This is a genomic window from Bradyrhizobium sp. LA6.1, from assembly GCF_040547805.1.
GTDB classification, from domain to species: domain Bacteria; phylum Pseudomonadota; class Alphaproteobacteria; order Rhizobiales; family Xanthobacteraceae; genus Bradyrhizobium; species Bradyrhizobium barranii.
Map to the genome: position 1 here is coordinate 94,219 of NZ_JBEPQK010000005.1, position 25,280 is coordinate 119,498.

Consider the following 25,280-nt stretch of genomic DNA (forward strand, 5'->3'; position numbering starts at 1 on the left):
TGGTCATGACGTCGCGCGCGGACAAGCTCGGCCGGATGGTCTCGCTCGTGAAGCTTCAGCTCCGGCTGTCCGAATGGCAGCTCGCGCATCTGCGGCAGCAGGAGCGCAGCTTGCAGGACGAGCAGGAATGGCTGGTAGGAACCCTCAACGAGGGCAAGCCGCCGGCGGGCTCGTCGAGCGACTCAATCGCGCGGCGCCTGAACAGGACGAGCGCCGGTGCGCGCGCGGTCCAGGCGCAGGCGTCGCAGCAGCTCGACCAGGTCCGCGCGGACACTCGCCGTGTGAAACAGCTCGAGCAGGTCGCGAAGGCCGCGCTCGCAGACAAGCTTCGCGACGCGGAGGCGCGCTCGCTCGAAGAGATGACGGGAATAAGCCCCGCCGTGCGCGACTGGACGCCACGGCCACCCAGCCGGAACAAGACATGATCGTGACAGCGACGCCCGACCTCGTTCTCGATGTCCTCGATGCCGCCGACCCCGTGACGCAGCGGGCGGCGACCGCGAAGCTCGATGCACTGAAATCGTCGGACGCCGATTTCGCCGCCACCATGGACGCGGAGGTCGGCAAGGCCAAGGCGGCGAATGCCGATCAATCCGCGGCGCAGGCTGCCGAAGCGCAGCAGCCGGGTGCGGTGAACGGGCCGCCGGTGCGGGTGATCAAGGCGCCCGCATCCGGCGAGGTGTACCGGAAGTTCGAGGCGTTCATTCTCCAGACCTTCGTCGAGACGATGCTGCCGAAGGAGTCGGAGGAAGTCTTCGGCAAGGGCACGGCCGGCGGCGTCTGGAAGTCGATGCTGGCGGAGCAGCTTGGTGCTCAGCTGGCAAAGGGCAAGGGCATTGGCATTGCCAAGCAACTCGCCGCTGCGCAGCCGGCGGGGCCCGGCGTTACGGAAAAGACCGGATCATGATCCGGGAATGGGTGACAGAAGTTGAGGGGTGAATTTCCTATGCAAGCACAAGAAGGTGCGGCGGTCCTGGTGGTGGAGCAGTCGGTCGTGGACGCCGAGGCGATGACGCTGGAAGCGGCAGAAGGCGATGCGTTCTTGCCTGCGCTGCTGCCGAATCTCGGCGGTGACGTGGTGAACGACGGCACCGACGCGGCGAGATCGGACGAGGTGCGTGGCCTGCTGTCTGCGATCCGCCGGCTCGAGAACATCGTCGAAGAGGAGACGGTCGCGCTCTCGACGGGCAAGAAGATCGATTTCGACGACTTCAGTGCCCGGAAGAGCCGGAGCATGCTCGAATTCGTCCGCTTGATGCGGGCACGGATGCATCTCGGCAACGAGCTCGAGATCACCGAGGAGATCCAGCGGTTGCGCGAGAAGCTCGAGCGAAACCGTTCCATCCTCGAAATGCATTACGATGCGGTGCGTGAGGTCGCGGCCATCATCGTCAAAGCGATCAAGGAAGCCGAGTCGGATGGCACCTATACCGGCCGCACAGCACAGGACGGAAAATGATCAGACTCGTGCTGGCCGGGCTCTGGGTTTGCATCCTCACCGCGGGCACGAGCTATGCCGTGGCCTATTGGAAGGAAAACGGCAGCCTGTTGCCGGCGAAGGACGAATATCTCGACGGCCTTCAATACCAGAAGACGCGGGCGCTAAGCGTGCCAATGGTCGAGGGCGGCAGCGTGCAGGGCTACATCGTGGCGCGCTTCGTCTACACCGTTGAGGCGCGGATCATGCACCAGCTCAACGTCCCGCCGGAGCCGTTCGTCGTCGACGAGGCCTTCCGCAGGATCTATGCCGACGACCGCCTCGATTTCAGGAAGCTCGCCCGTTACGACCTTTCCATCCTCACGACGGCCATCAAGCAGCGCGTCAACGAGCGGATGCAGGCCGACGTCGTCCAGGACGTCCTGGTCGAGGACTTCAACTATGTTTCGAAGGAAGAATTCCAGCAGAAGCCGTAGCTGTCGCGGCGCCGGCATCGCGAGGCCGCTGTTCCGCCATCCCTGCCGCTGAAAGTGCAACGGCCTCTGCGAAGGGTACTCCGCAGAGGCCGTTGTCGTTTTCGTGGCGGTGCCCTGCCGCGTTAGTTTCCGGCCGGGTACGCCGCCGGGGCGGAATGTGCCCTGTTCAGGAGGATCCCGACCTCGTCGAGTTCCTGCATCGGCACGTCGATGGTCTCGCCGGCAGGGATGTTGAGGCGGTATCCGACGTAGCGCCGGGCCACGATCGCGTCGAAGCCGAGGCGGTCGCGGAGTTTCTTGCGCAGCTTGCTGACGTGGCTCTCGATCACGCTCTCGTCGAAGGTCGACTCGAAGATGCCGTAGACCGCGTTGAAGATCTGCGTCTTGGTGATCCACTTGCCGTGGTTGCTGACCATATACTCGAGAATGCGCAGCTCGCGGCGGGGCAGGGTGAGAGCGTGGCCCGCGATCTCGGGGTCACGTCCGTTGAAGAAGACCTGGATCCTGGTCTCGCAGGGCCTCGGCAGCTCGCCCACCCGGCGGCGCGCGATTGCGGCCGTTCGGGCGAGGATCTCGCGCAGGTGAATCGGTACATGGACGACGTCGTCGACACCCGATTCGAACAGCTCAAGCGTGTTCTTGAGCATCTTCTGGCCGCTCATGGCGATGATGGGCGCCGAGGAGCGCTTGCGCATCGCCCGAGGCAGGCTTCCGCGGGCATCGCAATCCCCGAGGAGAAAGGCGTCGACCGCCGCCAGATCCGGTTCGCTCGCAGATTGCAGCCAGTCCCAGAATTCTCCGGAGGAGAAGCCGATCGACGATACACCTTCGCGAACGAGCCCTCCAACGTAGCTGTTCGTGACGCTCTCGCGATCATCAACGATAATATACATTAGTCTTTCGCCCCTGTTTCGCACTTGTTGCGGCCGGATGGTTGTTGTGATGCCCGGCTCGGCAACCATGCTGTTTGACGATATTTCCATCCCGCGAACCGTTATTATGGTTTCGATATTCGCGGGCAGCCCTACGCATTCAGTGCCTGCGTGTGCAGGCCTGCTACTTCGACTCGATACTGAACGCTTACTGCGTGAGGCTCGGCGGGTGTCTTACGGATCACCTCGCGGAGCGGATTGAGACAGACCTAGAACAGTTGCGCCAACTTGCCGATTGCGTCCGAACGCACCTGAACTGTGTCGATCTCCTCGCCAACTGGCGAGAATCACTTGAGTAGGACCGTAACAATTGCCGATTTCCGATCAAGCGCGCGCAGCAAAGCGGTTGCTATGCGTGTTTGATGCTGTTGATTCGTTTCTGGTTGTTTCTTTGTATGTTCGATCGCATCAGTTGATTTGGTAATCGAACTAGTTTTGCACCGTAGCGTTTCTAAAGTTCCGCATCCCCGCGTAATCACAGCTATTTTGCGCGGTGCTGCAGGTCATGCGCACAATGGGGTTTTCAACCCGGGATTGACTCTCCTGCTGGTGTTTCCCCATGCGACAATTCGACTCATGTATGGCGCGGCGACTCCAGCTTGGCGAAATCTTGGCGAGTGTGTGTCTTTCGAGTCGCACTCTCGCCACGTCCATGACGCTTTTGACTCATGCGACGTCGCATCGGGCGCGATGAAAAGTTTTCGCTGCGCACGTTTCAGGCAAGCTTCGGCAATTAACTTCACCGTTCGATAGATCGAACCGAACGGAGCATTTTCACATGTTGTCCGATGGACAAGCTCGTCCCAACGCGACCGCTGATGTTTCCGCGGCGGCGAAGCCGGCTCCGGATGCGCGCGATACAAACACGGCACAGACGGCCAAGCCCGCTGCAAGCGCGAAGCGTGTGTCGGCTGCGGCGAACGACGAGACCCTGGCGAAAGAGGCGCTCGAGGGCCTGAAGCGTATTCGCGCCAAGGCGCGCCTCGACAAGATGGCGATACCGAAGCCTGCGCCGACCGTGATGAAGCCGGCCGTGATCGTGGCCAAGCCGCCGCCGCCGCGTCCGACATGGGTCGCGCCGCTCGCAACATTGGCGGTCGCTGCGATCCTGGTGGTCTGCGCCTGCACCGGCGTGATCGCCTATCTCACCACGCAGCCGGCCCAAAGCAACGTGGCCGCCAATACGGAGATCAGGAATCTGCGCGAGACTGTCGCGCTGCTGCGCAAGCAGGTGTCGGGCGTGTCCGAAAATCTCGACGGCCTGCGCACCGCGGTCGATCAGTCGAGCAAGGCGACCAACGATCGCTTCGGCAGGTTCGCCGAGAATCTGGACCGTATCGAGCGGGTGAGTTCGTCCTCGACGGTGAAGCTGGACAAGCTCGCCCAGGCGCAAGCGCCGGCGCCGGCGGCCGTCGCCTCGCAGCCGCCCTCGCAGACGATGCCGATGATGGCCTCGGTTGCCGCGCCCGAGATCACGGGTTCGGTTCCTCCGTCGGCGCCGCGCAAGGTGGTCAAGGGCTGGTCGGTCCGCCAGGCCTATGAGGGAATTGCGATCCTGCAAGGTCCGAACGGCGTCATCGAGGCCGTGCTTGGACAGCAGGTACCCGGGCTTGGCCGCATCGAAGAGATCAAGAACGAGAACGGCCGTCTGGTCGTGGAGTCCAGCGGCGGCGTCATCTACTCGTCACGCAAGGCGACGCCGTGATCGAGGGCCGCCTCCTATTGGCGATGATGCTCGAAGCTGGTGCATAGCAGATCGATCTCCGCCTCGGCGATCGGCGCGCGAAACAGGCGGCAGCTGAACTCGGCGGCGCCGGGCTTGCCGTCCGTGGCGGTGCGATCTTCGCGCAGGAAGATGCATCGCTTGCAGACGTCGGTATGGTGCCGCTGCTCGGCCGCGTCCGCCTGATCGAGCACGTGCCGGAGCGTGTCGCGAAAGCGGATCTTGGCCTCGTCGTCGAGGACGGCGATCGGCTCGAGGAGAACGCTGATGGGGTCGCGCACCAGGAACTTCTTGCCCTGCTGCGTCACGCTCAGCGTCACCGATCGCTTGTCCGTCGCGGAGCGCTTTCGCTCCAGATATCCGAGCCGCTCGAGTTCGCCGATGATGAAAGAGGCGGTGCCGCGCGTGGTGCCGACGTAGCTCGCGAGCGCCGAGGGCGTCCGCGAGAAACGGTTGGCGCGGGAGAGAAAGCGCAGGGCCATCCATTCGCGGTCGCGCAAGCCATGCTTGGTGCCTTCGAACCACAGGATGCGGGCCATCTGTCCCAACAATTCAATCGCTTCGCGAGCTAAAATCATTTCAGTTCCAGGTCGGACAAGCTTTATTCAATTGAGCCTTTGGTAGCGCAATCTGGGTGGACGAGAATGAAAGTTCTCGGGCGATTCTTCGTCCGTTGCCGGATGGAGGGACCGCGCTCGGGAAGTTGCATCCGTTGTGCAGATGGAACTTCCGGCCGTGGAACTAGAGCGTCACACAGAAAGTTCGAGTAAATCGCACGGCTCAACTCTTCTGAAAATTTCAATCAAATCACGAGAGCTTGCACGTGAATTGACGGTGATGTGCGACGCCTGAGCAACATGATGTGTCATTGTCGCCACTGCGAGGCCCATTTGTTGCGGCCTGGAGTTTCGAATACGCAAAAGGGCGCATCACCGGCAACGCCTGGCGATGTGGCTGGCCGGGAGAGAACCCTCTCTTTCGGTTAATGGATGTTGCGACGCAATGCAGCCGGACGGTTAAGTCTGGCAAACGAGCGAATCCAGGGAAGTCAAAGTGTCGTTGGGAATTGAGCAAGCGGTGCCGTTCAACGTCAAACGAGCAGCATTCGCAGCCACCATCGGCAACATGCTCGAATTCTACGACTTCATTACCTACAGCTTCTTCGCCATCCAGATCGGCCATACCTTCTTCCCGACCGGAAGCGAGTACGGCAGCCTGATGCTGTCGCTGGCGACGTTCGGGGCCGGCTTCGTGACGCGGCCGATCGGCGGGATCGTGCTCGGCATCTATTCCGACCGGATCGGCCGGCGGCCCGCCATGCTGCTGAGCTTTGCGTTGATGGGAGCTGCTATCCTGACCATCGCGCTCACGCCGTCCTATCGCATGATCGGCGTCGCCGCGCCCATCATCGTGATTGCGGCGCGCATGGTGCAGGGCTTCGCCCTCGGCGGCGAGGTCGGACCGACCACCGCCTATCTTCTCGAGATTGCCCCGCTCGAGCATCGGGCGCTGGTCGTGGCATGGCAGCCGGCGAGCCAGGAGATCGCGGCGACCGCCGGCGCGCTGGTCGGCGTCATCCTGAGCACGACCATGGCGCCGGAGATGCTGGACTCCTACGGCTGGCGGGTGGCGTTCCTGATCGGGGCCGTCTGCCTGCCGTTCGGGCTCTGGATGCGGCGGACACTGCCCGAGACGATTCCGCATGCCGATGCCGGTGTCGCAGCGAAAGAGCGCACAGGTCACCTCTCGCAGGCCCGGCGTCACCTCGGCATCATCGCGCTGGCGTTGATGATCCTGGCCAGCGGAACGATCTCGACCTATGTCACGCAATACATGACGACTTATGCGCAGAATACCCTGCACGTGTCGTCGACGCTGGCTTTCGCCGTGTCGCTCGTCAGCAACGGCATTCAGTTCGTCGGCGCACTGGTCGGCGGATGGCTCGCCGATCGTCTCGGCCGTAAGCCGATCATGATCTGGCCGCAGCTCGCAACCCTCCTGCTCACCTATCCGACCTTCCTGTGGATCGTCCATGCACCGGGCGCGCTGTCGCTCCTGATCGGCTTCGGTGTGCTATCGATCATCGGCTCGCTGCCGTTCACCGCGTTCTATGCGACCTTCACCGAAGCGCTGCCCCAGAACATCCGCGGAGGCGTGTTCGCGACCGTCTACGCGGTGGCGATCGCGAGCTTCGGAGGTACGGCGCAGCTCGTGGTCACCTGGCTCCTCCACGTCACCGGCAATCCGCTGGCACCGGCCTGGTACCTCCTGCTTGCGGCGATCGTCGGACTTGTCGCAATGAGCCTGATGCCCGAAACGGCGCCGGTGAAAAGACGTCAGGGCTTGGCCTGAACGCGAACATGCTCGCAGGCTGGTGATTTGCGTTTCGCCGGCAATTATCGGCGAATGCGCCGCCTGAGGAATCAGGGCCCAGCATCAGGAAGGATCGACCGATGAGCTTCGAAACCACCATGACATCCGACGTCGTCGGGCTGACGAAAGTCGCGCCGGTCTCGCGCCGCGGATTCATGAGCGCCACCGCGGCCGTCGCTGCCGGCTACACGCTTGCGGCCGGTCCGGTCCGTGCCGAAATCATCACGACAGATACCGGCGGCCTCCAGGCTGGCGACACCAGGATCAAGGTCGGCTCCGAAGAGATGCCTGCCTATTTCGCGCGCCCGGCCGGCAACACCAAGGCGCCGGTGATCATCGTGGCGATGGAGATTTTCGGCCTGCACGAATACATCAAGGATGTGACACGGCGCCTCGCCAAGCTCGGCGCCTTCGCGGTCGCGCCCGACTATTATTTCCGCAAGGGTGTCGATCTCACCAAGGTCACCGACATCAAGGATCTGCTGCCGGTCGTCAATGCCAAGCCGGACGCCGAGCTGCTGTCCGATCTCGATGCGACGGTGGCGTGGGCGGGATCGCAAGGCGGCGACACCACGAAGCTAGGCATCATCGGCTTCTGCCGGGGTGGCCGCAATGTCTGGGAATACGCTGCCCACAGTGGCACCCTCAAGGCCGGTGTCGCGTTCTACGGTGCGCCGGTCGATCCCGCCAATCCGGTGTGGCCGAAGAGTCCGATTCAGCTCGCCCCCGAGATGAAGGCGCCGGTGCTCGGCCTCTATGGCGGCGCCGATACCGGCATTCCCGTGGCCCAGGTCGAGCAGTTCAAGGCGACGCTTGAGCAGGACAAGAAGATCGCCGAATTCAAGATCTATCCGCAGGCGCCGCACGGCTTCCATGCCGACTATCGCGGCAGCTATCGCAAGGATGCGGCGGAAGACGCCTGGAAGCAGGCCCAGGCCTGGTTCAAGAGGTACGGCGTGTTGAGCTGACGCCAGATTCGCAAAGGGCGGCCTGAGCGGCCGCCCTTTCTATTCCAGCGCGCCGGTCTTACTTCACCATCGCGCCATAGACGATGTCCTGCACCTGCTCGCGATAGTATTTCCTGAGCTCGCCCGGCGCCGCCGTTCCCACCACCACGACGAGACGCTCCTTGGGATCGCAGAAGAACTGCGTCCCGTAGGCGCCGTTCCAGGTGAACTCGCCGGGATTGCCGGGAACCGACGACAGCCCTTCGCTGGTCCGGACCGCGACCGCGAGACCAAAGCCGAAGCCGGCGCGATGCGGCTCGATGTTCGCCACATTGTTCTTGATCTCGGGACCGAGGTGGTTGTTCGTCATGTGATGCACGGTCTTCGGGGAAAGAATGCGCTGGCCGTCGAGCTCGCCGCCGTTCAGGAGCATCTGGCCGAAGCGGATGTAATCGCCCATCGTCGCGAACGAGCAGGCGCCGCCGCAGTCGAACTTGGTCGGAGTGTCCAGCAGCTTGATGGCCTGCGGCTTGCCGGTCAGCGGATCATTGGCAAACGGGCGGGCGAGGCGAGGGCGCTGTGCGTCGGTCGGGTGGAAGGTCGCGTCCTTCATGCCGAGCGGCTGCCACACATTGGCGGCGAGATAGTCGCCGAGCCTCTGCTCGCTGACCTTCTCGACGACGGCGCCGAGCACGTCGATCGAAAAACCGTATTCGAACTCGGTCGAGGGCTGATGCGCCAGCGGCAGTTTTGTGATGCGGTCGATGAAGGCCTCAGTGTCGCCTTCCACCGCCGGGGCGACGCCATCGGGGTATTGCCGCGCCACCGGGCTTGATGAGTCGGGGCGGCCGCCATACATCAATCCGGACGTATGCCGGTAGAGATCGTGGATGAAGATCGGGGAGGCCTGCGGTTCGAGCTTGAGCGAGCCATTGGCCTCGGTCGCGCCGACCTTCATGTCGGCAAAGCCTGGATAGTAGTCGGACAGCTTCGCCTGGAGCGGCAACTGGCCTTTCTCCATCAGCGTCAGGCCGGCGACCGCCGCCATCGGCTTGGTCATCGAGGCCAGCGCGAAGATCGCGTCGACCGGCATCGGCGTGCCCTTGTCCGGATCGAGCATGCCGTAAGCCTTGTAGTGCACGAGCTTGCCGTCCCGCGCCACCGCGACGACGGCGCCGGGGACGCGCTTGGCGGCGATCTCGCGCGCGAAAAAGCTGTCGAGCCGCGCGAGACCCTGCTTCGAGAAACCGGCGTCATCAGGGCTGGCTTCGGGCAGTGGTGCGGCGCGCGCCGCACCGAACGTGATGACGGCAGCCGCCGTCGCGATCATGGCGATCGTCTTGTTCATTGCATCCTCCCAAGGCGAGCTCGTTCTGTGGTGGCTCGCCGAGCGGCTAGATCACGGCTGCGCCTGAGCGAAGTCAAGCGCGGGCGGGGCATGTCTGGGACGCGTCGGAGATAACCGGAACCTATCGCCCTTGCCCGGTGCGCCACAATGCATCCAGGCCATGCCGATAGGTCGGATGAGCAAGCGTGACACCGAGCTCGTGCTTCAGTTTCGCGTTGGAGACCCGGGCACTGCTGGCATAGAAGCTGCGGGCCATCGCCGACATCTCGGCGGTTTCAAACGGCTCTTCGGGCGGCGGCGCAAGGCCCATCAGCTTCGCCGCATAAGCGATCACCTCCTGCGGCGGCGCCGGCTCGTCGTCGCAGACGTTCCATGTGCCGCCGTCACTGTGCTTCACCGCGGCCATGATCGCGGTCGCGATGTCGTCGGCGTGGATGCGGTTGAAGACCTGTCCCGGCTTGATGATGCGCCGGGCCGTCCCCGCCCGCAGCGTCACCAGCGCGTTGCGGCCGGGACCGTAGATGCCCGCAAGCCGCAGGATCGCGACGTCGCCGCGCGCCGTGGCGGTCCAGGCTTGCTCCGCCGCAACGCGCGTGCGCGTGCGGTCGAGGGTGGCCTGCGGCGGCGTGCTCTCGTCAACCCAGCGGCCTGCGTGATCGCCATAGACGCCGATGGTGGAGAGATAGACGATCTTCCGCCGCCGGCTCGCGAGCGCGTCGCCAAGGGCCGTAACTGCGGGGTCGCCCGCGCTGCCGGGCGGGATCGATATGAGAAGGACATCGGCGTCGCGGACTCGCTCGACCACCTCGCGGGCCGGACTGCTGCCGGAAAAGGCGTGCACCTCGATGCCGGCAAGGTCGTTTCGCTTGCCGGGATCGCGCATGGTGCCGGCGATATGCGAGAAGGCGCCGCCGAATTGGCTGACGAAATGCCGGGCACTGTAGCCGAGGCCGAGGATGAAGAGCCGCATGCGCCTGCCGTGCTGGAGTTCCCGCTCGCGCGAGCTGCGCGCCGTTCGCTCATAAGGGATTTTTGGGTCCGGCAAAAGATATTGCAATTTTACTCGGCCGCCAGGGCAGGCGATGCTCGCGTGTCAGGAGGGAGGCGTCGGTCATGCAGGCAGAAGCGCCGGCCGCAGTGCCATGCGGTGCCGCGGAGTTGATCGGGCGCGCCGCCGCGCTGATCTTCGATGTCGACGGCACGCTGGCCGAAACCGAGGAGCTGCATCGCCAGGCCTTCAACCACGCCTTCATTCGCCACGGTCTCGACTGGCAGTGGGACCGGGCCGTCTACAAGGAGCTGCTGCGTGTCACCGGCGGCAAGGAGCGCATGCGCGCCTTTCACGCGAGGCTGCAGGTCGCGCCGCCATTGCCGGATGCGGACATCGCAGCCCTTCACCGCATCAAGACCGCGCATTACGCCGAGCTGATCGAAACCGGCTGCTGCCCCTTGAGGCCCGGCGTGGCGGACCTGCTCACCGCCGCGAGGGCCCGCGGCCAACGGCTTGCGATCGCGACCACCACCTCGCACGGCAATATCGATGCGCTGCTGTCGCAAGCGCTGGGAACGCGCTGGGCGGCGGATTTTGATGCGGTCGTCGCCGGCGACGATGTCCGCCACAAGAAGCCGGCCCCCGATGTCTATCTGGAAACCCTGGCGCGGCTGAAGCTGGGCGCAGCCGACTGCGTCGCGATCGAGGATTCCCGCAACGGTCTGATCGCGGCCTCGCGGGCAAACATTCCGGTGCTCATCACCAGAAGCATGTTCTTTCGGGACGATGATTTCAGTGCGGCGCAGGTCGTGCTGGACGATTTGTCGGAACTCGGGGGCTCAAAACAAAAAACTGAAAAACAACCCCATGCACAGTAGAAAGCGCCGGCCGGCCCGCCGCGGTCAGTGGACGCGGTGGCTCGCCCTATCGTCTTCAGCCTGCTCGACAATCTGCGCGATCGGGCTCGACTGGTGGTGCACCAGCCGCCAGCCGTCGCCGACACGCCGAAAATGGTTGGCAGCGGCCAAAGCGGTGCCGTCGACGATCTCGATGCAGAGCACGCGCGCGCTGTCGCCGTCGACGATCGCCTGCGGTTCGGCGCAGACGATCTGCGGCCGCTCCGGATTTTGCAGGATGTCGCGCCAGCTGCCGATCACCGTGGCCCGGCCGATGATGGCCGGCCAGCCGGGATGGATGCAGGAAATGGCGTCGTCATCCGCCCACATCCGCTCCATTTCGTCGAAGTCGCCCGTTGAAAAGGCGGCGTAGAAGGCCGCGTTCGCGGCGATGACCTTGGTGTCCTTTGCCATGCCTCTCGGGTGGGGCAATGGCAGGCAAAAATCAAGCGCGACTTCCGTCCGACTTTGCGTTCGATTTGGACCGCAGTGCAGCATTGCCTGCTTTGTGGTCACGCCGAGACAAGTGTCTCCACCGCCCGCCGCGCACCATCCTTATAAAGACGGCCGAGCGCCGTGGTCACGGCCTCGCGCAGGCGCGGCTCAGTGCCCAGCGGTCCGAACACTTTCTCGACCCCGAGCAATGCGGGCGCGAGCCGTTCGGCGACGGGACCCGCCTCGCGCGCCAGCGCGGCGAACTCGGCGGCGAGCGGATCGCGAACGTCGATGGCGCGGCCCTGCTCGTCGCGTGCGGTGACGTAACGCATCCAGCCGGCCACCGCGAGCGCATGCGTCGCGATCGGCAGGTCTTTGCGCAGGCGATCCTGCATCGCGCCGAGCAGGCGCTGCGGAAGCTTTTGCGAGCCGTCCATCGCGATCTGCCAGGTACGGTGATGCAGCGCCGGGTTGGCGAAGCGCTTGAGCAGAGAGGCGCAATAGGCGGCGAGATCGGTGCCAACAGGCATCGTCAGCGTCACCGCAGCCTCTTCCATCACCTGTGCGGCGAGACGGGCGAAATGCGGATCCAGCATGGTGTCGGCGATGGTCTCGTAGCTCGCGAGATAGCCGAGATAGGCCAGCGCCGAATGGCTGGCGTTGAGCAGCCGCAGCTTCATCAGCTCGAACGGCTTGACGTCGGTGACGAGCTCGACACCGGCGGCGGCGAAATCGGGCCGCCCCGCCGTGAAGCGGTCCTCGACCACCCATTGCGTGAACGGCTCGGTCATCACAGGCCAGTCGTCGCGCATGCCGAGCGCGTTCGAGACCGCATCCCGGTCGGCGTCCGTCGTCTCCGGCACGATGCGGTCGACCATCGTCGACGGGAAGGCGGTACTATCGAGGATCCATTTGCCGAGGTCCTTCGACCGGAGCGCGGCGAACTGCGTCACGATCCGCTGCACGGTGTGGCCGTTGGCGGCGAGGTTGTCGCAGCACAGTACGGTGAAGGGCGCCAGCCCCTGTGCGCGCCGGCGCGCCAGTGCGGCGACGATGAAGCCGGGCGCCGAGCGCGGCGCGTCAAAATTGTTGAGATCGTGCACGACATCCGGATGCCGCTCGTCGAGATCGCCGGTCTGCGGCGTGTGGCAATAGCCTTTTTCGGTAACCGTCAGCGAGACGATGCGAATGGCGGGATCGGCCATCCGCTCGACCAGTGCTGCCGGCTTCTCGCGCGCGACGACGCTGTCGAGCAGCGCGCCGATGACGCGGTGCTCGGTGCCTTCGGCGGCACGTACGGCGACAGTGTAGAGATGATCCTGCGGGGCGAGGGCGTCGCGCGTATCCGGGCTGCGCAGGCTCGCGCCGACGATGCCCCAGGACGAGCTGCCTGCGGCAAGGCAGTCGTCGATGACGACGGCTTGGTGCGCGCGATGAAAGGCGCCCAGGCCCAGATGCACGATGCCGGGCGTAACGCGCGAACGGTCATAGGCCGGGCGGCGGATGGCGGACGGCAGCCGGTCGAGATTGGCGCGGCCAAGACGCGTTGAATTATGGCGCATGGTCGTCTCTCCCTGTGTTTGGCCGCTGCTTGACATGGCGCCTGTCCTCGGTCAATGCTTCGGTCAATTGGTAAGACCAATTATCCAAAATTGGCGGGCCGCCGGGACGCGATGCTTCCCAGCGAGACCCTTTCGGGGAGGCCAGCGTGCCGCTGGAAGCTGTGGAGGCGAGACGGCTTTACCGCCAGGTCGCCGATCAATTGCGAAGCCTGATCGACAGCGGCGAGTACGCGGTCGGCAGCCGCTTGCCGACCGAACGGGAACTCGCCGAGCAGCTCAAGATCTCGCGGCCGACGGTGCGCGAAGCCCTGATCGCGCTCGAGGTCGAGGGCCGTGTCCGCATTCGCGTCGGCTCCGGCATCTATGTGACCGAGCCAGCGGACGCCGCGCCTGCGCTTCCGGCCGCCGGCATCGAAGGCCCGTTCGAGCTCTTGCGCGCCCGCGAATTCCTCGAAAGCGCGATCGCCGAGCAGGCCGCGCGCGTGGCGACCAAGGACGATATCGCCCGTATCAATGCGTCGCTTGTCGCCATGGAGAATGTCGAGCATCCCGGCGAGGCCTCGATGGTGCACGACCGTGCCTTCCACGTCGCGATCGCCGGCAGTCTCGGCAATGCCGTGCTGGTGCGCGTGGTCGGCGAGCTGTTCGACCAGCGCCTCAATCCCTATTTCGCGCAGCTTGCGCATTACTTCGAAAGCCCGGGCACCTGGCGCACCGCGCTCGACGAGCATTGCGCCGTGCGTGACGCGATTGCGGCGCATGATCCGGACGCCGCGCGCAAGGCCATGCGCAAGCATCTAGCGCGCTCGCAGGAGCGCTTTGCGCAGAACTTTGGTGCCGAGACCGCCGCGGGATCGCCCGCGGAGCGAGGCCGGGTCGCGCGCACGCCGGCGAAACCGGCAAAACCAAAACGCGCGAAGACGCAGGCCAAAAGCGGCAGCGTGCGGCGACGATGAGATTGGGCGGCTCGTCCCGGGTTTGGGGCGGGCAAACAAGAAGCAGACTTTAGTCAGTGGAGGATAAGTCAGTGTTGAAGAAGATGACGATGGTGCTGGCGACTTCGGTCGCGGCAATGTTCGCGGCGACCAATCCCGGCATGGCGCAGACCAAGCTCAAATGGGCCCATGTCTACGAGACCTCGGAGCCGTTCCACACCGCTTCGGTCTGGGCCGCGCAGGAGATCGGCAAGCGCACCAACGGGCGCTATACCGTCGACGTCTATCCGGCCTCGCAGCTCGGCAAGGAAGCCGACATCAACCAGGGCCTCTCGCTCGGCTCGGTCGACATCATCATCTCCGGCTCGAGCTTCGCGGCCAAGAGTTTTCCCCCGATCGGCGTGACCTACTATCCCTACACTTTCCGCGACGCCGACCATCTCCTTGCCTATACCAAGAGCGATATCTTCAAGGAGCTCGCCAAAGGCTATGAGGACAAGAGCGGCCACCACATCGTCGCGGTCACCTATTACGGCGTGCGCCAGACCTCGTCGAACAAGCCGATCAAGACCTGCGCGGACCTCAAGGGTCTCAAGATGCGCGTGCCCGACGTTCCGGCCTATCTGGCGATGCCGCGCGCCTGCGGCGCCAACACCGCGCCGATCGCGTTCGCCGAAGTCTATCTCGCGCTCCAGAACGGCACCGTCGAGGCGCAGGAGAACCCGCTGACCACGATCGAGGCCAAGAAGTTCTACGAAGTGCAGAAGCACATCGTGCTGACCGGCCACATCGTCGACCACCTCAACACGGTTGTTGCGGGCGCGCTCTGGAAGAAGCTGAGCGACGAGGACAAGAAGATCTTCACCGACGTCGCGCAGGAGGCCGCTGCGAAAGCGACCGCGGAGATCAAGCAGAACGAGGCCAAGCTGGTTTCCTTCTTCAAGGAGAAGGGACTGACCGTGACCGAGGTCGACAAGAACGAGTTCCGCGACATCGTGCTGAAGAACGTTGCGTTCGAGACCTTCGGTTATCGCAAGGCCGACTGGGAACGCATTCAGGCGGTGAAATAACTGAGACCCTCATGGTGAGGAGCGCGAAGCGCGCTCCGGACGATGCTTCGCATCGCCGGGCGAACCATGAAGGCCCGGATGTCGCTCAGGCGTCGCCCGAGGCCATCCTTCGAGACGCTTGCTTCGCAAGCTCCTCAGGATGAGGAGCGGAGTTCGTAGAACTAAGTCGTCGTTCCGGGTTCGGCTCTTCGAGTCACCCCGGAATGACGATTAAGAGGTTGAGGAGTAACCCCATGTCCACCGTCGAAGTGCACCGGCAGATCACCGGGGACGAGATCGCCCACACCTTCGAGGAAGAGGCGGTGCCGAAGGTCGATCTCGGCGTCTACGCTTTCGAGGACTGGGTGGCGCTGGTGATCTTCTGGGTGATGGCGCTTGCCGTCTTCCTCCAGTTCTTCACCCGCTACGTCCTCAACGACAGCTATGCATGGACCGAGGAGATCGCGACCTACTGCCTGATCGGCGTGGTCTTCATCGGCTCCTCGATGTGCGTACGGCTTTCACGACACATCCAGGTCGATCTGATCTACCGCTATCTGCCGCATGTCGTGGCGCGCGCGCTGTCGACCGCGATCGACCTGATCCGGATCGCCTTCTTCGGCTACGCCATCAAGCTGGTCTGGGTCTACATCCAGATCATCGGCGACGAGTCGATGACCACGATCAATCTGCCCAAGGACTACGTCTATTACGCCGTGCTGGCGGGCTTCGTGCTGATGTTCGTGCGCTCGGTGCAGGTGGCCATCCAACATCTGCGACAGGGCTATTCGATCCTCGAACGTCCCGGCGCCTACGACGGTTTTGAGGGGTAAAGTTATGTTGCTGTTGCTTGGAGGCTTCCTCGTCCTGATGCTGCTCGGCGTTCCCGTGGCGATCGCCATGGCCGCGTCGTCGCTGCTCTACATCCTGGTCAGCGGCGTGACGCCTGACGTCACGCTGGCACAGCGCATGATCGCCGGCGTCGAGAGCTTTCCGCTGCTCGCGGTGCCGTTCTTCATCCTGGCCGGCAATCTCATGAACATCGCCGGCGTGACCGGCCGCATCTACAAATTCGCGGTCGCGCTGGTCGGCTGGATGCGCGGCGGCCTCGGCCACGTCAACATCATCGGCTCGGTGATCTTCTCCGGCATGTCCGGCACGGCGATCGCGGACGCCGCCGGTCTCGGCACCATCGAGATCAAGGCGATGAAGGACCACGGCTATTCCACCGAGTTCTCGGTCGGCGTCACCGCGGCCTCAGCCACGCTCGGGCCGATCATCCCGCCGTCGCTGCCCTTCGTGATCTACGGCATGATGGCGAACGTCTCGATCGGTGCGCTGTTCCTGGGCGGCGTCATTCCCGGCATCGTCATGACGCTGCTGATGATGGCCACCGTCACCTACTTCGCGCACAAGAACAAATGGGGCAGCGATACGCCGTTCTCCTGGCCGCAACTCGGCTCGGCCGGCATCGAGATCGCCATCGTGCTGGCTTTCCCGCTCGCGATCTGGCTGATGGTGCTGGCCGGCATGTCGACCAACATGGCCGTTGTCATCGGCCTCGGCACGCTGCTCGCGATCGACTGGTACTTCGACTTCTCGGCGGTAATGGCGCTGATGGCGCCGGTCATCCTGATCGGCGGCATGACGCTCGGCTGGTTCACGCCGACGGAGGCCGCGGTCGCCGCCGTGATCTGGTCGCTGTTCCTCGGTCTCGTCCGCTACCGTACCATGACCTTGAAGACGGTGGCGAAGGCGACCTTCGACACCATCGAGACCACGGCCTCGGTGCTGTTCATCGTCACGGCCGCCTCGATCTTCGCCTGGCTGCTGACGGTGTCGCAGGCAGCCCAAATGCTCTCGGACTGGATGCTCAGCATCACCCACAACAAATGGGTGTTCCTGGCGCTCGCCAACGTCCTGATCCTGTTCGTCGGCTGCTTCATCGACACCACGGCGGCGATCACCATCCTGGTGCCGATCCTGCTGCCGATCGTGCTCAAGCTCGGCATCGATCCGATCCATTTCGGCCTGATCATGACGCTGAACCTGATGATCGGCCTGTTGCATCCGCCGCTCGGCATGGTGCTGTTCGTGCTCGCCCGCGTGGCAAAGCTCTCGGTCGAGCGCACGACGGTCGCGATCCTGCCCTGGCTGGTGCCGCTGATGGTCGCGCTGATCGCGATCACCTACATTCCCGAACTGACCCTCTGGCTGCCTAAATACATGGGACTCTCCAAATGACCTCCACCGCTCTCGCCGCAACCCTGTTCGGCCCCGAAGATCTGCGCATGATCGAGCATCCGCTCGACAAGCTCGCTGACGGCATGGTGCGCATTCGCTTCGGCGCCGGCGGCATCTGCGGCTCCGACATGCACTATTTCCGTCATGCCCGGACCGGCGATTTCGTCGTGAAGTCGCCACTCGTGCTCGGCCACGAGATCTCCGGCGAGGTCGTGGAGATCGCAGGCTCCGCAGCGAACCTGAAGCTCGGCGACCGTGTCGCCGTCAATCCGTCGCGCTGGTGCGGCCATTGCGTCGCCTGCCGCGAAGGTCGGCCGAACCTCTGCGAGAACATCTACTTCATGGGCTCGGCCTCGAAGACGCCGCACATGCAGGGCGGTTTCGCTAACTATTTCGACGCGATCCCCGCGCAATGCGTGAAGATCCCCGACCATGTGTCCTATCAGGCCGCAGCGCTGGCCGAGCCGCTCGCGGTCTGCCTGCATGCGGTGGCGCGCGCCGGCAACATCGAGGGCAAGCGCGGCATCATCTTCGGTGCCGGCCCGATCGGGCTTTTGACCATGCTCGCCGCACACCGCGCCGGCATGGCCGACATCACGGTGGCGGACATCGCGCCGGCGCCGCTCGCCTTCGCGACCCGGCTCGGCGCCTCTCACGTCGAGAACGTCTCGAGCGGCGAGGAAGGACTGAAGGCACAGGCCGCATCGCGTCCCTATGACGTCGCGTTCGAGGTTTCGGGCACCGCCGCAGGCCTTGCCAGCGCGATCGGCATTGTCAGGCGCGGCGGCATTGTGGTGCAGATCGGCAATCTGCCGGGCGGCCAGATTCCGACGCCGTCGAATGCGGTGATGGCCAAGGAGATCGACCTGCGCGGCTCGTTCCGCTTCGGCTTCGAGTTCATGACCGCGGTGGAACTGATCGGCGCCGGCAGCGTCGACGTGCTGTCGCTGGTCACCGCCGAGCGGCCGCTGTCGACCGCGCCGGACGCGCTGCGGCTGGCACTGGACCGCTCGCAAAGCGTCAAGGTCGTGCTGACCGCGAACTGATTCTTTGTTTTGACGCGTTTTCTTCACGCGAACCGGTATCCACTTCGCTCGAAAACGCTTTAGGAGAATTTCGATGATGCTCGAAGGCTGGCGCTGGTACGGTCCGGATGATCCGGTGTCTTTGGACGATGTCAGGCAGGCCGGGGCAACGGATATCGTCTCGGCGCTGCATCAGGTGCCGATCGGCGAAGCCTGGACACGCAAGGCGGTCGAGGAGCGCAAGAACTTCATCGAGCGCGGCCAGCCCGGCCGCTCGCAACTGACCTGGTCGGTGGTGGAGTCGATTCCGATCCCCGACGACGTCAAGCGGCTCGGGGCTAAGGCGACGGCCTCGATCGACGCGTGGATCGCGAGTCTCGAAGCGGTGGCCGCGGCCGGCATCAAGATCATCGGCTACAATTTCATGCCGGTGGTGGACTGGTGCCGCACCGATCTGGAGTGGGAGCTGCCGAACGGCGCCCGCGCCATGCGCTTCGACCAGGACCGCTTTGCCGCGTTCGAGCTGCATATCCTGAAGCGCCCCGCCGCCGTTCAGGAGTATTCGCCCGAGCAGCAGGCGCGCGCCAAAAAGCTGTTCGAGAAGATGAGCCAGGCCGATATCGACTACCTCGTCATGGTCATCGCCAGTGCGCTGCCGGGCTCGACCACCGAGCCGATGACGATCCCGCAATTCCGCGACCGGCTGGAGACCTACCGCGACATCACGCCAAAGATCCTGCGGCAGCATCTCGCCGAGTTCCTGGGCCGCGTCACGCCGGTCGCCGAGCAACTCGGGGTGTCCCTGACGCTGCATCCCGACGATCCGCCGCGTCCGCTGTTCGGCCTGCCGCGCATTGCCTCGACCGCCGACGACTATCAGGCGCTGTTCGATGCCGTGCCGTCCAAGGCCAACGGCATCTGCCTGTGCACCGGCTCGCTCGGCGTGCGCGCCGGGAACGATCTGCCCGCGATGGCCGAGCGCTTCGGCCCGCGCATTGCGTTTGCGCATCTGCGCGCGACCAAGCGCGAGGCCGATGGCCTGTCCTTCTACGAGTCCGATCATCTCGACGGTGACGTCGACATGGTCGCGGTGCTGAAGGCGCTGTTGAAGGAGAACGCGCGGCGTTCGCCCGACAAGAGAATCGTGTTCCGTCCCGACCACGGCCATCGTATGCTCGATGATCTCGCCGCCACCAAGCGCACCAATCCCGGCTACACCGCGATCGGCCGCCTGCGCGGCCTTGCCGAGCTCCGCGGTGCGATCAGGGCGATCGAGCATCGATAGGAGACCGGCGGCCCCATCAGGCGAGAGATCGTCGCGACGGCGGCCGCTAGCAGCATCGGCGGCGCGATGGCAGGATGATCGACGCGCAGAGCATGCCGCGAGCGGAGTTGAGAAATGCGCCTGACACAGTGTCATAACTTCCACGATTTCCGGCGGCTGGCGCGCCGCCGACTGCCCGGTCCGATCTTCGACTACATCGATGGCGCGGCCGACGATGAGACGACCCATCGCCGCAACAGCGCGAGCTTCGAGCATTGCGACCTTCTGCCCAACGTGCTGCGCGGCGTGCAGGACGTCGATCTCTCGGTCACCATCATGGGCCAGAAGCTCGCGCTGCCATTCTACTGCTCGCCGACCGCCTTGCAGCGCCTGTTCCATCATGAAGGCGAGCGTGCCGTCGCCGCTGCCGCGGCGAGCTACGGCACCATGTTCGGCGTCTCGTCGCTGGGCACGGTGTCGCTCGAGGAATTGCGCAAGGCCCACGACACACCGCAGGTCTATCAATTCTATTTCCACAGGGATCGCGGTCTCAACCGCGCCATGATGCAGCGCGCCAGGGACGCGGGCGTCGAGGTGATGATGCTGACGGTCGACAGCATCACCGGGGGAAATCGCGAGCGCGATCTGCGCACCGGCTTCAGCATTCCCTTCCGCCTGACGCCTGCGGGGATGCTGCAGTTCGCGATCAAGCCGATGTGGGGTATCCAGTATGTCAGCCACGAGAAATTCAGGCTCCCGCAGCTGGAGGAGCATGTCGACATGAGCGGCGGCGCCATGTCGATCGGCCGCTACTTCACGGAAATGCTGGATCCCGCGATGAATTGGGACGATGTCGCGGAGATGGTGCGGACCTGGAACGGCCCGTTCTGCCTGAAGGGGATCATGTCGGTGGAAGACGCGCGCCGCGCGGTCGATATCGGCTGTGCCGGCATCGTCCTTTCCAATCATGGCGGCCGCCAGCTCGACGGCTCCCGCTCGGCTTTCGATCAGCTCGCCGAAATCGTCGATGCCGTAGGCGACCGCATCGACGTCATGATGGACGGCGGCATCCAGCGCGGAACCCATATCCTGAAAGCGCTGTCGCTCGGGGCCAAGGCGGTCGGGCTTGGACGATACTATCTCTATCCGCTCGCCGCCGCCGGCCGGCCCGGCGTCGAACGGGCCCTCGGCCTGCTGCGGGCCGAACTCGTGCGCGATATGAAGCTGATGGGATGCACGTCGATCAGCCAGCTATCGCGCGCCAATCTGCGCTTTCGGCCGGGGTAGCGCGCCGTGATCGTTCGGCATCAATAGCAGGCGGCCATCGCGCCGAGCTTCGGATAGAGCCGGTCGATCGCGGCGATCTCGCTTTTCATCTGCGCGATGATCCAGTCGCGGATCTCGGCGGCGATGGGGCGCATCGGCCGGTTGCGCGGCGGCAGGAATTCGCAGATGCGCCGCGTGGTGGTGAGCGTCTCGGAGGCCGGCACCAGCGCGCCGGTCAGGAGCCAGTGCGAGGCCACCGTCAGCCAGCCGAGCGCGATGCCCTGGCCGAGCAGGGCAGCCTGCATCACGACGGCATAGTCGGTGAAGCTCAGCGCCTTGGCCGCGCCGCGGCGGCCGGTGAGAAGCGAGGCGTAATCCGCCGCCCAGTCGCCCGGCGTCTCGGCGAGGCGAATGATGGTGTTGCCTTCAGCGGGATCGGTCTCGCCGAGATAACCGGGGCTGCACATCGGCAGCATGACTTCCTTCATCACCAGCGTGCCGCCGGATGACGGCTCGTCGCGGTCACGGAAGCGCATACCGAGGTCGACATTCTCCACTGGTCCGCGCAGCGCGCCGGAGATCAGCTGGAAGCGCAGATCCACCTCGGGAAACTGCTTCTGCAGCTTGTCGATGCGCGGCATCAGCCAATGCGTGGTGAAGGCGGAGGAGACCGACAGCGTTACCGTCTCGGTGCCCTTGCGGCGCCGCTCGATCTCGACGAGCCCGGTCTCGATGCTGCGAAAGCCTTCGAGCACGCGGCGATAAAGCAGCTCGCCTTCCTCGGTGAGCACCGCGCGTCCCGCAGTGCGGTCGAACAGGCGGACGCCGAGATGCTCCTCGAACTGTCCGAGCATGCGGCTTACCGCCGGCTGCGTGACGTTGAGCTCGGCTGCTGCCGCCGTGAAACTGCCATTGCGCGCCGCTGCGTCGAAGACGAACAGGGCGTTACTGGAGGGCAGCATCCGGCGCAGCTCGGGCATAACGCCATGTTATGGACGCGGTGAGAATTTGGCAATTGCCGAGTTTTGCCAAGTCTGGTGTCATTGGCATCACAGCCTAAAGACAGGGCTTGCGAGCGAAGAATTGGTGCGGTGCACGCTTCGGCCGCGAGTGCTCAAAATTCCTGTCTATAAAGCAGGCTTATGGCGCGCAGTGAGGCACGCCATTGCAGGGAACGAGGCGAGGTCGATCGTTGGACAAACGAGCGGAAAGCGTCGAGATCAGGTCCGCGAGCAAGGCGTATGGCGCCGTTCGCGCTCTCGACGACGTCTCGCTCAATGTCGGCGCCGGCGAGTTCGTCTCGCTGCTCGGCCCCTCCGGCTCCGGCAAGACCACGCTGCTTGGAATTCTCGGCGGCTTCATCCTGCCATCGAGCGGAACCATCCTGTTCGGCGGTCGTGACGTCACCTGGATGCCGCCGCACAAGCGCGACATCGGCGTGGTGTTCCAGAACTACGCACTGTTCCCGCATATGAGCGTCGGCGAGAACGTCGCCTTTCCCCTGCGCGCACGGCGCCTGCCGAAAGCGAGCTGGCCCGACAAGGTGCGCGCAGCGCTCGCGATGGTCGGTCTCGCCGGCTATGAAGAGCGCGGCATCGCGCAGCTCTCCGGCGGCCAGCGCCAGCGCGTGGCGCTGGCGCGTGCGATGATCTTCGAGCCGCGCCTGATCCTGATGGACGAGCCGCTCTCCGCGCTCGACAAGCAGCTCCGCGAATCCATGCAGATCGAACTGCGCGCGCTGCACCGGCGCATCGGCGCCACCATCATCTACGTCACCCACGACCAGCGCGAGGCGCTGACCATGAGCGACCGCGTCGCCGTGATGAAGGACGGCCGGCTGATCCAGATCGACGCGCCCGAGCGGCTGCACGATCATCCCGCGGATTCCTTCGTCGCGAGCTTCATCGGGGAAGCGACGATGCTGCCGGTTCGCCGCGTCGATGCCTCCAGCGTCGCGCTCGGCAATGCGCTCTTGCGCAGCGCCCGCGCCATTCCCTCAGGCGACGCCCTGATGCTCGCCGTGCACAGCGAAAAGCTCTTGATCGACGACGGCGCGCAGGATGCCGCCTGCAACCGGCTGACCGGGACGGTCACCGACATCGTCTACCAGGGCGAGAGTCTCCGCATCTTCCTGGCGCTCGCCGATGGCATCGCGCTCAGCCTGCGCCAGCCGAGCTATCACCAGGCCTACAGCCGCATCCCGCCGCTCGGCGGCAGCCTCACCGTGACCCTTCACCCCGAGGACACCATCGTTGTCCCCAGGGCGGGGGACTGAACTCAAGCCTTGTTCAACCGAGAGAAGAAACCAAAGATGTCGTCAGCAGCCTCGTTCAGCAATTTCAAGGTTCTCACCTTCGACGTCGTCGGCACCTTGATCGATTTCGAGACCGGCGTGCTCTCCGCGGTGCGCAAGATCTCCGGCAAGTCGCCGGCCGAGCTCAGCGATGAGCAGATCTTCGAGCCCTACAAGCGCGGCCGCGACAAGCATTATGAGCGCTCGAGCGAGGCGATGTTCCACGTCTATCGCCATCTCGCCAAGGAGCTCGGGCTTCCCTCCGACGATGCGTCCTGCGATGTGTTCCAGCTTTCGGTGCTGCGCTGGGGGCCGTTCGCGGATTCGGTCGAGGCGCTGAAGCGCCTGCGCACGAAGTTCCGGCTGGTGGCGATGACCAATGCGGATCGCGTCGCGCTCTCCTGCTACGCGCACGCGCTCGGCAATCCCTTCGACGACACCGTCTGCGCCGACGATACCGGCGTTGCCAAGCCGAACCCGGAATTCTTCGCCTACAACAAGGGGCGCCAGTCCGCTTTCGGCTACAAGCAGTCCGACATCCTGCACGTCGCGCAGAGCCAGTACCACGACATCGGGATCGCGCGAAAGCTCGGCTACAAGGTGTGCTGGATCGAGCGCCGCCAGGGCATCGCCGGGTTTGGCGGAACGCCGGCGGTGGAGACGCTGACCAAGCCGGACTTCCACTTCCCGACGCTGAAGGCGCTGGCCGACGCGGCGATCGGACCGGCGGCGTAAGGCATGAGCGGCGGCATGACACGGGACTGGAGCGCATTGCCATCGGCCAACTCGCTGTGGGAAGCCACGGCGGAGCCGGCGCGCGCGTTTCCCGTGCTGTCGGGCGAGCGACAGGCGGATGTGGTGATCATCGGTGCAGGCTACACGGGCCTGTCCGCCGCGCACCACATCGCCAAGAGCGGTTTGTCGCCGGTCGTGCTGGAGGCGAACCGTCCCGGCTGGGGCGCAAGCGGTCGCAATGGCGGGGTGATCACCGCGAAATTCCGCCTGTCGTTCCGCGAGATCGACGCGGCGCATGGCCGCGCCATGGCGCAGCGCATGTACGAGATCGCGCATGAATCGACTGACATGGTCGAGGAGCTGGTGTCCGAATTCGGCATCGCCAGCGCGGCGCTGACACGCACGGGCCAGGTCAAGGCTGCGCATAACGAGACGACGCTGAAGGCCGCGATCGACGAAGCCAACTGGATGACGCGCGAGATGGGCTCCGCTGAAGTCCGCATCCTCGACAAGCGCGGGGTGCGTGACGAAACCGGCTCCGACATCTTTGTCGGCGGCGTGCTCAATCCCGGCTCCGGCGGCATCCACCCGCTGAACTATCTGCGCGGGCTCGCAAATGGTGTGGCGAGCCGCGGCGTTCCCATCTTCCAGGAGTCGCCGGTGGTCAAACTCCGGCGCGAGAACGGCGGCATCGTCGCCGAGACGCCGCAAGGCGCGGTGCGCGCAAAACAGGCGATCATCGCCACCAACAGCTACTCCGATCTCACCAGCGCGACCGCGCACGTGCAGCGCACGCTGATCCCTTTCCGCAGCGCCATGGTCGCGACCGAGCAGCTGCCGCGCAATCTCGCGGGAAAGCTGATGCCGACGGGGCGCACCTACACCGAGACCAAGCGCATGATGCGCTGGTTCCGCATGGTCGACAACCGCGTCATCTTCGGCGGCCGCGGCGCCTTCGGCAAGCAGGACTCGCAAGCTGCCTTCGACGCCTTGCGCAAGGCGATGGTCGGCATCTTCCCGGATCTCGCCGATGTGCCGCTCGCGTACAAATGGTCGGGCCTCGTCGGCATGACCCTGGACTCGGTGCCGCATATCGGCCGGCTCGACGACCGCACGCTGGTCTCGATGGGCTACAACGGCGCGGGTGTTGCGATGTCGAGCCTGATGGGCCGCTATCTCGCCGCCTTCGTGCGCGGCGAGACGCCCGAGGTAGGGCTGCTCGATATCAGGCGCATGAAGGCGATCCCGTTCTATCCGCTGCGCGAGCCCGCCGTGCGCATGGTCGCCGGCTGGTACCAGTTTCTCGATGCGATCGGTCAGTGAGATTATTTGGTGATGGAGGAGGCGA

At 64.7% G+C, this 25,280-nt stretch carries 25 protein-coding genes; 18 read left to right on the forward strand and 7 right to left on the reverse strand.

Going from position 1 to position 25,280, the window contains the following annotated elements:
- Window positions 1-5: 5 nt before the first annotated feature.
- From ABIB99_RS14270 to ABIB99_RS14285, 4 genes are read left to right on the forward strand one after another with little or no spacing between them, the layout of a single operon-like run.
- A complete protein-coding gene (locus ABIB99_RS14270; RefSeq protein ID WP_354176254.1) occupies window positions 6-425 on the forward strand; it encodes a hypothetical protein in 420 nt (139 codons plus the stop codon).
- Complete coding sequence (locus ABIB99_RS14275; RefSeq protein WP_063981319.1) at window positions 422-907, forward strand: rod-binding protein; 486 nt, start codon at window positions 422-424, stop codon at window positions 905-907. The genes ABIB99_RS14270 and ABIB99_RS14275 overlap by 4 nt, the downstream gene beginning before the upstream one ends.
- Before the next feature lie 39 nt (window positions 908-946).
- On the forward strand, window positions 947-1,459 hold the full coding sequence (locus tag ABIB99_RS14280) for a flagellar biosynthesis protein FlgN (protein ID WP_354176256.1): 513 nt from the start codon (window positions 947-949) through the stop codon (window positions 1,457-1,459).
- Entirely contained in the window at window positions 1,456-1,914 is a 459-nt protein-coding gene (locus ABIB99_RS14285; RefSeq protein ID WP_014492689.1) for a hypothetical protein, read from the forward strand. The genes ABIB99_RS14280 and ABIB99_RS14285 overlap by 4 nt, the downstream gene beginning before the upstream one ends.
- A gap of 122 nt (window positions 1,915-2,036) precedes the next feature.
- On the opposite strand, the gene ABIB99_RS14290 is transcribed toward ABIB99_RS14285, so the two are convergent.
- A complete protein-coding gene (locus ABIB99_RS14290; protein ID WP_231145403.1) occupies window positions 2,037-2,807 on the reverse strand; it encodes a response regulator transcription factor in 771 nt (256 codons plus the stop codon).
- An 817-nt stretch (window positions 2,808-3,624) separates the two neighbouring features.
- On the opposite strand from ABIB99_RS14290, the gene ABIB99_RS14295 reads away from it, so the two are divergent.
- On the forward strand, window positions 3,625-4,551 hold the full coding sequence (locus ABIB99_RS14295; protein WP_354176258.1) for a hypothetical protein: 927 nt from the start codon (window positions 3,625-3,627) through the stop codon (window positions 4,549-4,551).
- Window positions 4,552-4,565: 14 nt separating this feature from the next.
- Here ABIB99_RS14295 and ABIB99_RS14300 read toward each other — a convergent pair whose 3' ends face one another.
- Complete coding sequence (locus tag ABIB99_RS14300; protein ID WP_028147146.1) at window positions 4,566-5,147, reverse strand: MarR family winged helix-turn-helix transcriptional regulator; 582 nt, start codon at window positions 5,145-5,147, stop codon at window positions 4,566-4,568.
- 547 nt (window positions 5,148-5,694) lie between these two features.
- Here ABIB99_RS14300 and ABIB99_RS14305 point away from each other — a divergent pair.
- Together ABIB99_RS14305 and ABIB99_RS14310 are read left to right on the forward strand one after the other, a co-directional pair.
- Window positions 5,695-6,921: an MFS transporter gene (locus tag ABIB99_RS14305; RefSeq protein ID WP_245328637.1), complete on the forward strand. Its 1,227-nt coding sequence runs from the start codon at window positions 5,695-5,697 to the stop codon at window positions 6,919-6,921.
- A 101-nt stretch (window positions 6,922-7,022) separates the two neighbouring features.
- The gene (locus ABIB99_RS14310; RefSeq protein WP_063981323.1) at window positions 7,023-7,910 is read left to right on the forward strand and encodes a dienelactone hydrolase family protein; all 888 of its coding nucleotides are present in this window, start codon (window positions 7,023-7,025) and stop codon (window positions 7,908-7,910) included.
- Between the two features lie 58 nt (window positions 7,911-7,968).
- On the opposite strand, the gene ABIB99_RS14315 is transcribed toward ABIB99_RS14310, so the two are convergent.
- Window positions 7,969-9,237, reverse strand: coding sequence for a serine hydrolase domain-containing protein (locus ABIB99_RS14315; RefSeq protein ID WP_354131764.1), 1,269 nt, complete (start codon window positions 9,235-9,237; stop codon window positions 7,969-7,971).
- A gap of 121 nt (window positions 9,238-9,358) precedes the next feature.
- Complete coding sequence (locus ABIB99_RS14320; protein ID WP_071909998.1) at window positions 9,359-10,207, reverse strand: SDR family oxidoreductase; 849 nt, start codon at window positions 10,205-10,207, stop codon at window positions 9,359-9,361.
- Window positions 10,208-10,350: 143 nt separating this feature from the next.
- Here ABIB99_RS14320 and ABIB99_RS14325 point away from each other — a divergent pair, with 143 nt between their 5' ends.
- On the forward strand, window positions 10,351-11,106 hold the full coding sequence (locus tag ABIB99_RS14325) for an HAD family hydrolase (RefSeq protein WP_071909999.1): 756 nt from the start codon (window positions 10,351-10,353) through the stop codon (window positions 11,104-11,106).
- Window positions 11,107-11,130: 24 nt separating this feature from the next.
- Here the strand turns inward: ABIB99_RS14325 and ABIB99_RS14330 are convergent, their stop codons facing one another.
- A complete protein-coding gene (locus ABIB99_RS14330; protein ID WP_071910002.1) occupies window positions 11,131-11,538 on the reverse strand; it encodes a nuclear transport factor 2 family protein in 408 nt (135 codons plus the stop codon).
- Between the two features lie 98 nt (window positions 11,539-11,636).
- Window positions 11,637-13,121, reverse strand: a complete 1,485-nt coding sequence (locus ABIB99_RS14335; protein WP_354176259.1) for a mannitol dehydrogenase family protein — start codon at window positions 13,119-13,121, stop codon at window positions 11,637-11,639.
- 146 nt (window positions 13,122-13,267) lie between these two features.
- On the opposite strand from ABIB99_RS14335, the gene ABIB99_RS14340 reads away from it, so the two are divergent.
- The 7 genes from ABIB99_RS14340 (at window position 13,268) to ABIB99_RS14370 (ending at window position 20,925) form a co-directional block, all read left to right on the forward strand.
- Entirely contained in the window at window positions 13,268-14,077 is an 810-nt protein-coding gene (locus tag ABIB99_RS14340; RefSeq protein ID WP_354176261.1) for a FadR/GntR family transcriptional regulator, read from the forward strand.
- Window positions 14,078-14,166: 89 nt separating this feature from the next.
- Window positions 14,167-15,126: a sialic acid TRAP transporter substrate-binding protein SiaP gene (locus ABIB99_RS14345; RefSeq protein ID WP_071917185.1), complete on the forward strand. Its 960-nt coding sequence runs from the start codon at window positions 14,167-14,169 to the stop codon at window positions 15,124-15,126.
- Between the two features lie 233 nt (window positions 15,127-15,359).
- Window positions 15,360-15,938 carry a TRAP transporter small permease gene (locus tag ABIB99_RS14350; RefSeq protein WP_028147138.1) on the forward strand — a complete coding sequence of 193 codons (579 nt, stop codon included), beginning with the start codon at window positions 15,360-15,362 and terminating at the stop codon, window positions 15,936-15,938.
- A gap of 4 nt (window positions 15,939-15,942) precedes the next feature.
- Entirely contained in the window at window positions 15,943-17,349 is a 1,407-nt protein-coding gene (locus tag ABIB99_RS14355) for a TRAP transporter large permease (RefSeq protein ID WP_354176262.1), read from the forward strand.
- On the forward strand, window positions 17,346-18,395 hold the full coding sequence (locus ABIB99_RS14360) for an L-idonate 5-dehydrogenase (RefSeq protein ID WP_208088479.1): 1,050 nt from the start codon (window positions 17,346-17,348) through the stop codon (window positions 18,393-18,395). The genes ABIB99_RS14355 and ABIB99_RS14360 overlap by 4 nt, the downstream gene beginning before the upstream one ends.
- Window positions 18,396-18,468: 73 nt before the next feature.
- Window positions 18,469-19,659 (forward strand): mannonate dehydratase, encoded by a 1,191-nt coding sequence (gene uxuA, locus ABIB99_RS14365; protein WP_354176264.1) that lies wholly within the window; start codon window positions 18,469-18,471, stop codon window positions 19,657-19,659.
- Between the two features lie 114 nt (window positions 19,660-19,773).
- A complete protein-coding gene (locus tag ABIB99_RS14370) occupies window positions 19,774-20,925 on the forward strand; it encodes an alpha-hydroxy acid oxidase (RefSeq protein ID WP_063981332.1) in 1,152 nt (383 codons plus the stop codon).
- A 20-nt stretch (window positions 20,926-20,945) separates the two neighbouring features.
- Here the strand turns inward: ABIB99_RS14370 and ABIB99_RS14375 are convergent, their stop codons facing one another.
- Window positions 20,946-21,884: a LysR family transcriptional regulator gene (locus tag ABIB99_RS14375; protein WP_028147133.1), complete on the reverse strand. Its 939-nt coding sequence runs from the start codon at window positions 21,882-21,884 to the stop codon at window positions 20,946-20,948.
- Between the two features lie 212 nt (window positions 21,885-22,096).
- On the opposite strand from ABIB99_RS14375, the gene ABIB99_RS14380 reads away from it, so the two are divergent.
- Genes ABIB99_RS14380 through ABIB99_RS14390 form a run of 3 tightly spaced genes read left to right on the forward strand, consistent with a single transcriptional unit; the run spans window position 22,097 to window position 25,255 of the window.
- Window positions 22,097-23,179, forward strand: a complete 1,083-nt coding sequence (locus ABIB99_RS14380) for an ABC transporter ATP-binding protein (RefSeq protein WP_354176266.1) — start codon at window positions 22,097-22,099, stop codon at window positions 23,177-23,179.
- A 36-nt stretch (window positions 23,180-23,215) separates the two neighbouring features.
- The gene (locus tag ABIB99_RS14385) at window positions 23,216-23,932 is read left to right on the forward strand and encodes an HAD family hydrolase (RefSeq protein WP_014492710.1); all 717 of its coding nucleotides are present in this window, start codon (window positions 23,216-23,218) and stop codon (window positions 23,930-23,932) included.
- A 15-nt stretch (window positions 23,933-23,947) separates the two neighbouring features.
- Entirely contained in the window at window positions 23,948-25,255 is a 1,308-nt protein-coding gene (locus tag ABIB99_RS14390) for an NAD(P)/FAD-dependent oxidoreductase (protein WP_354176268.1), read from the forward strand.
- Window positions 25,256-25,280: the final 25 nt, after the last annotated feature.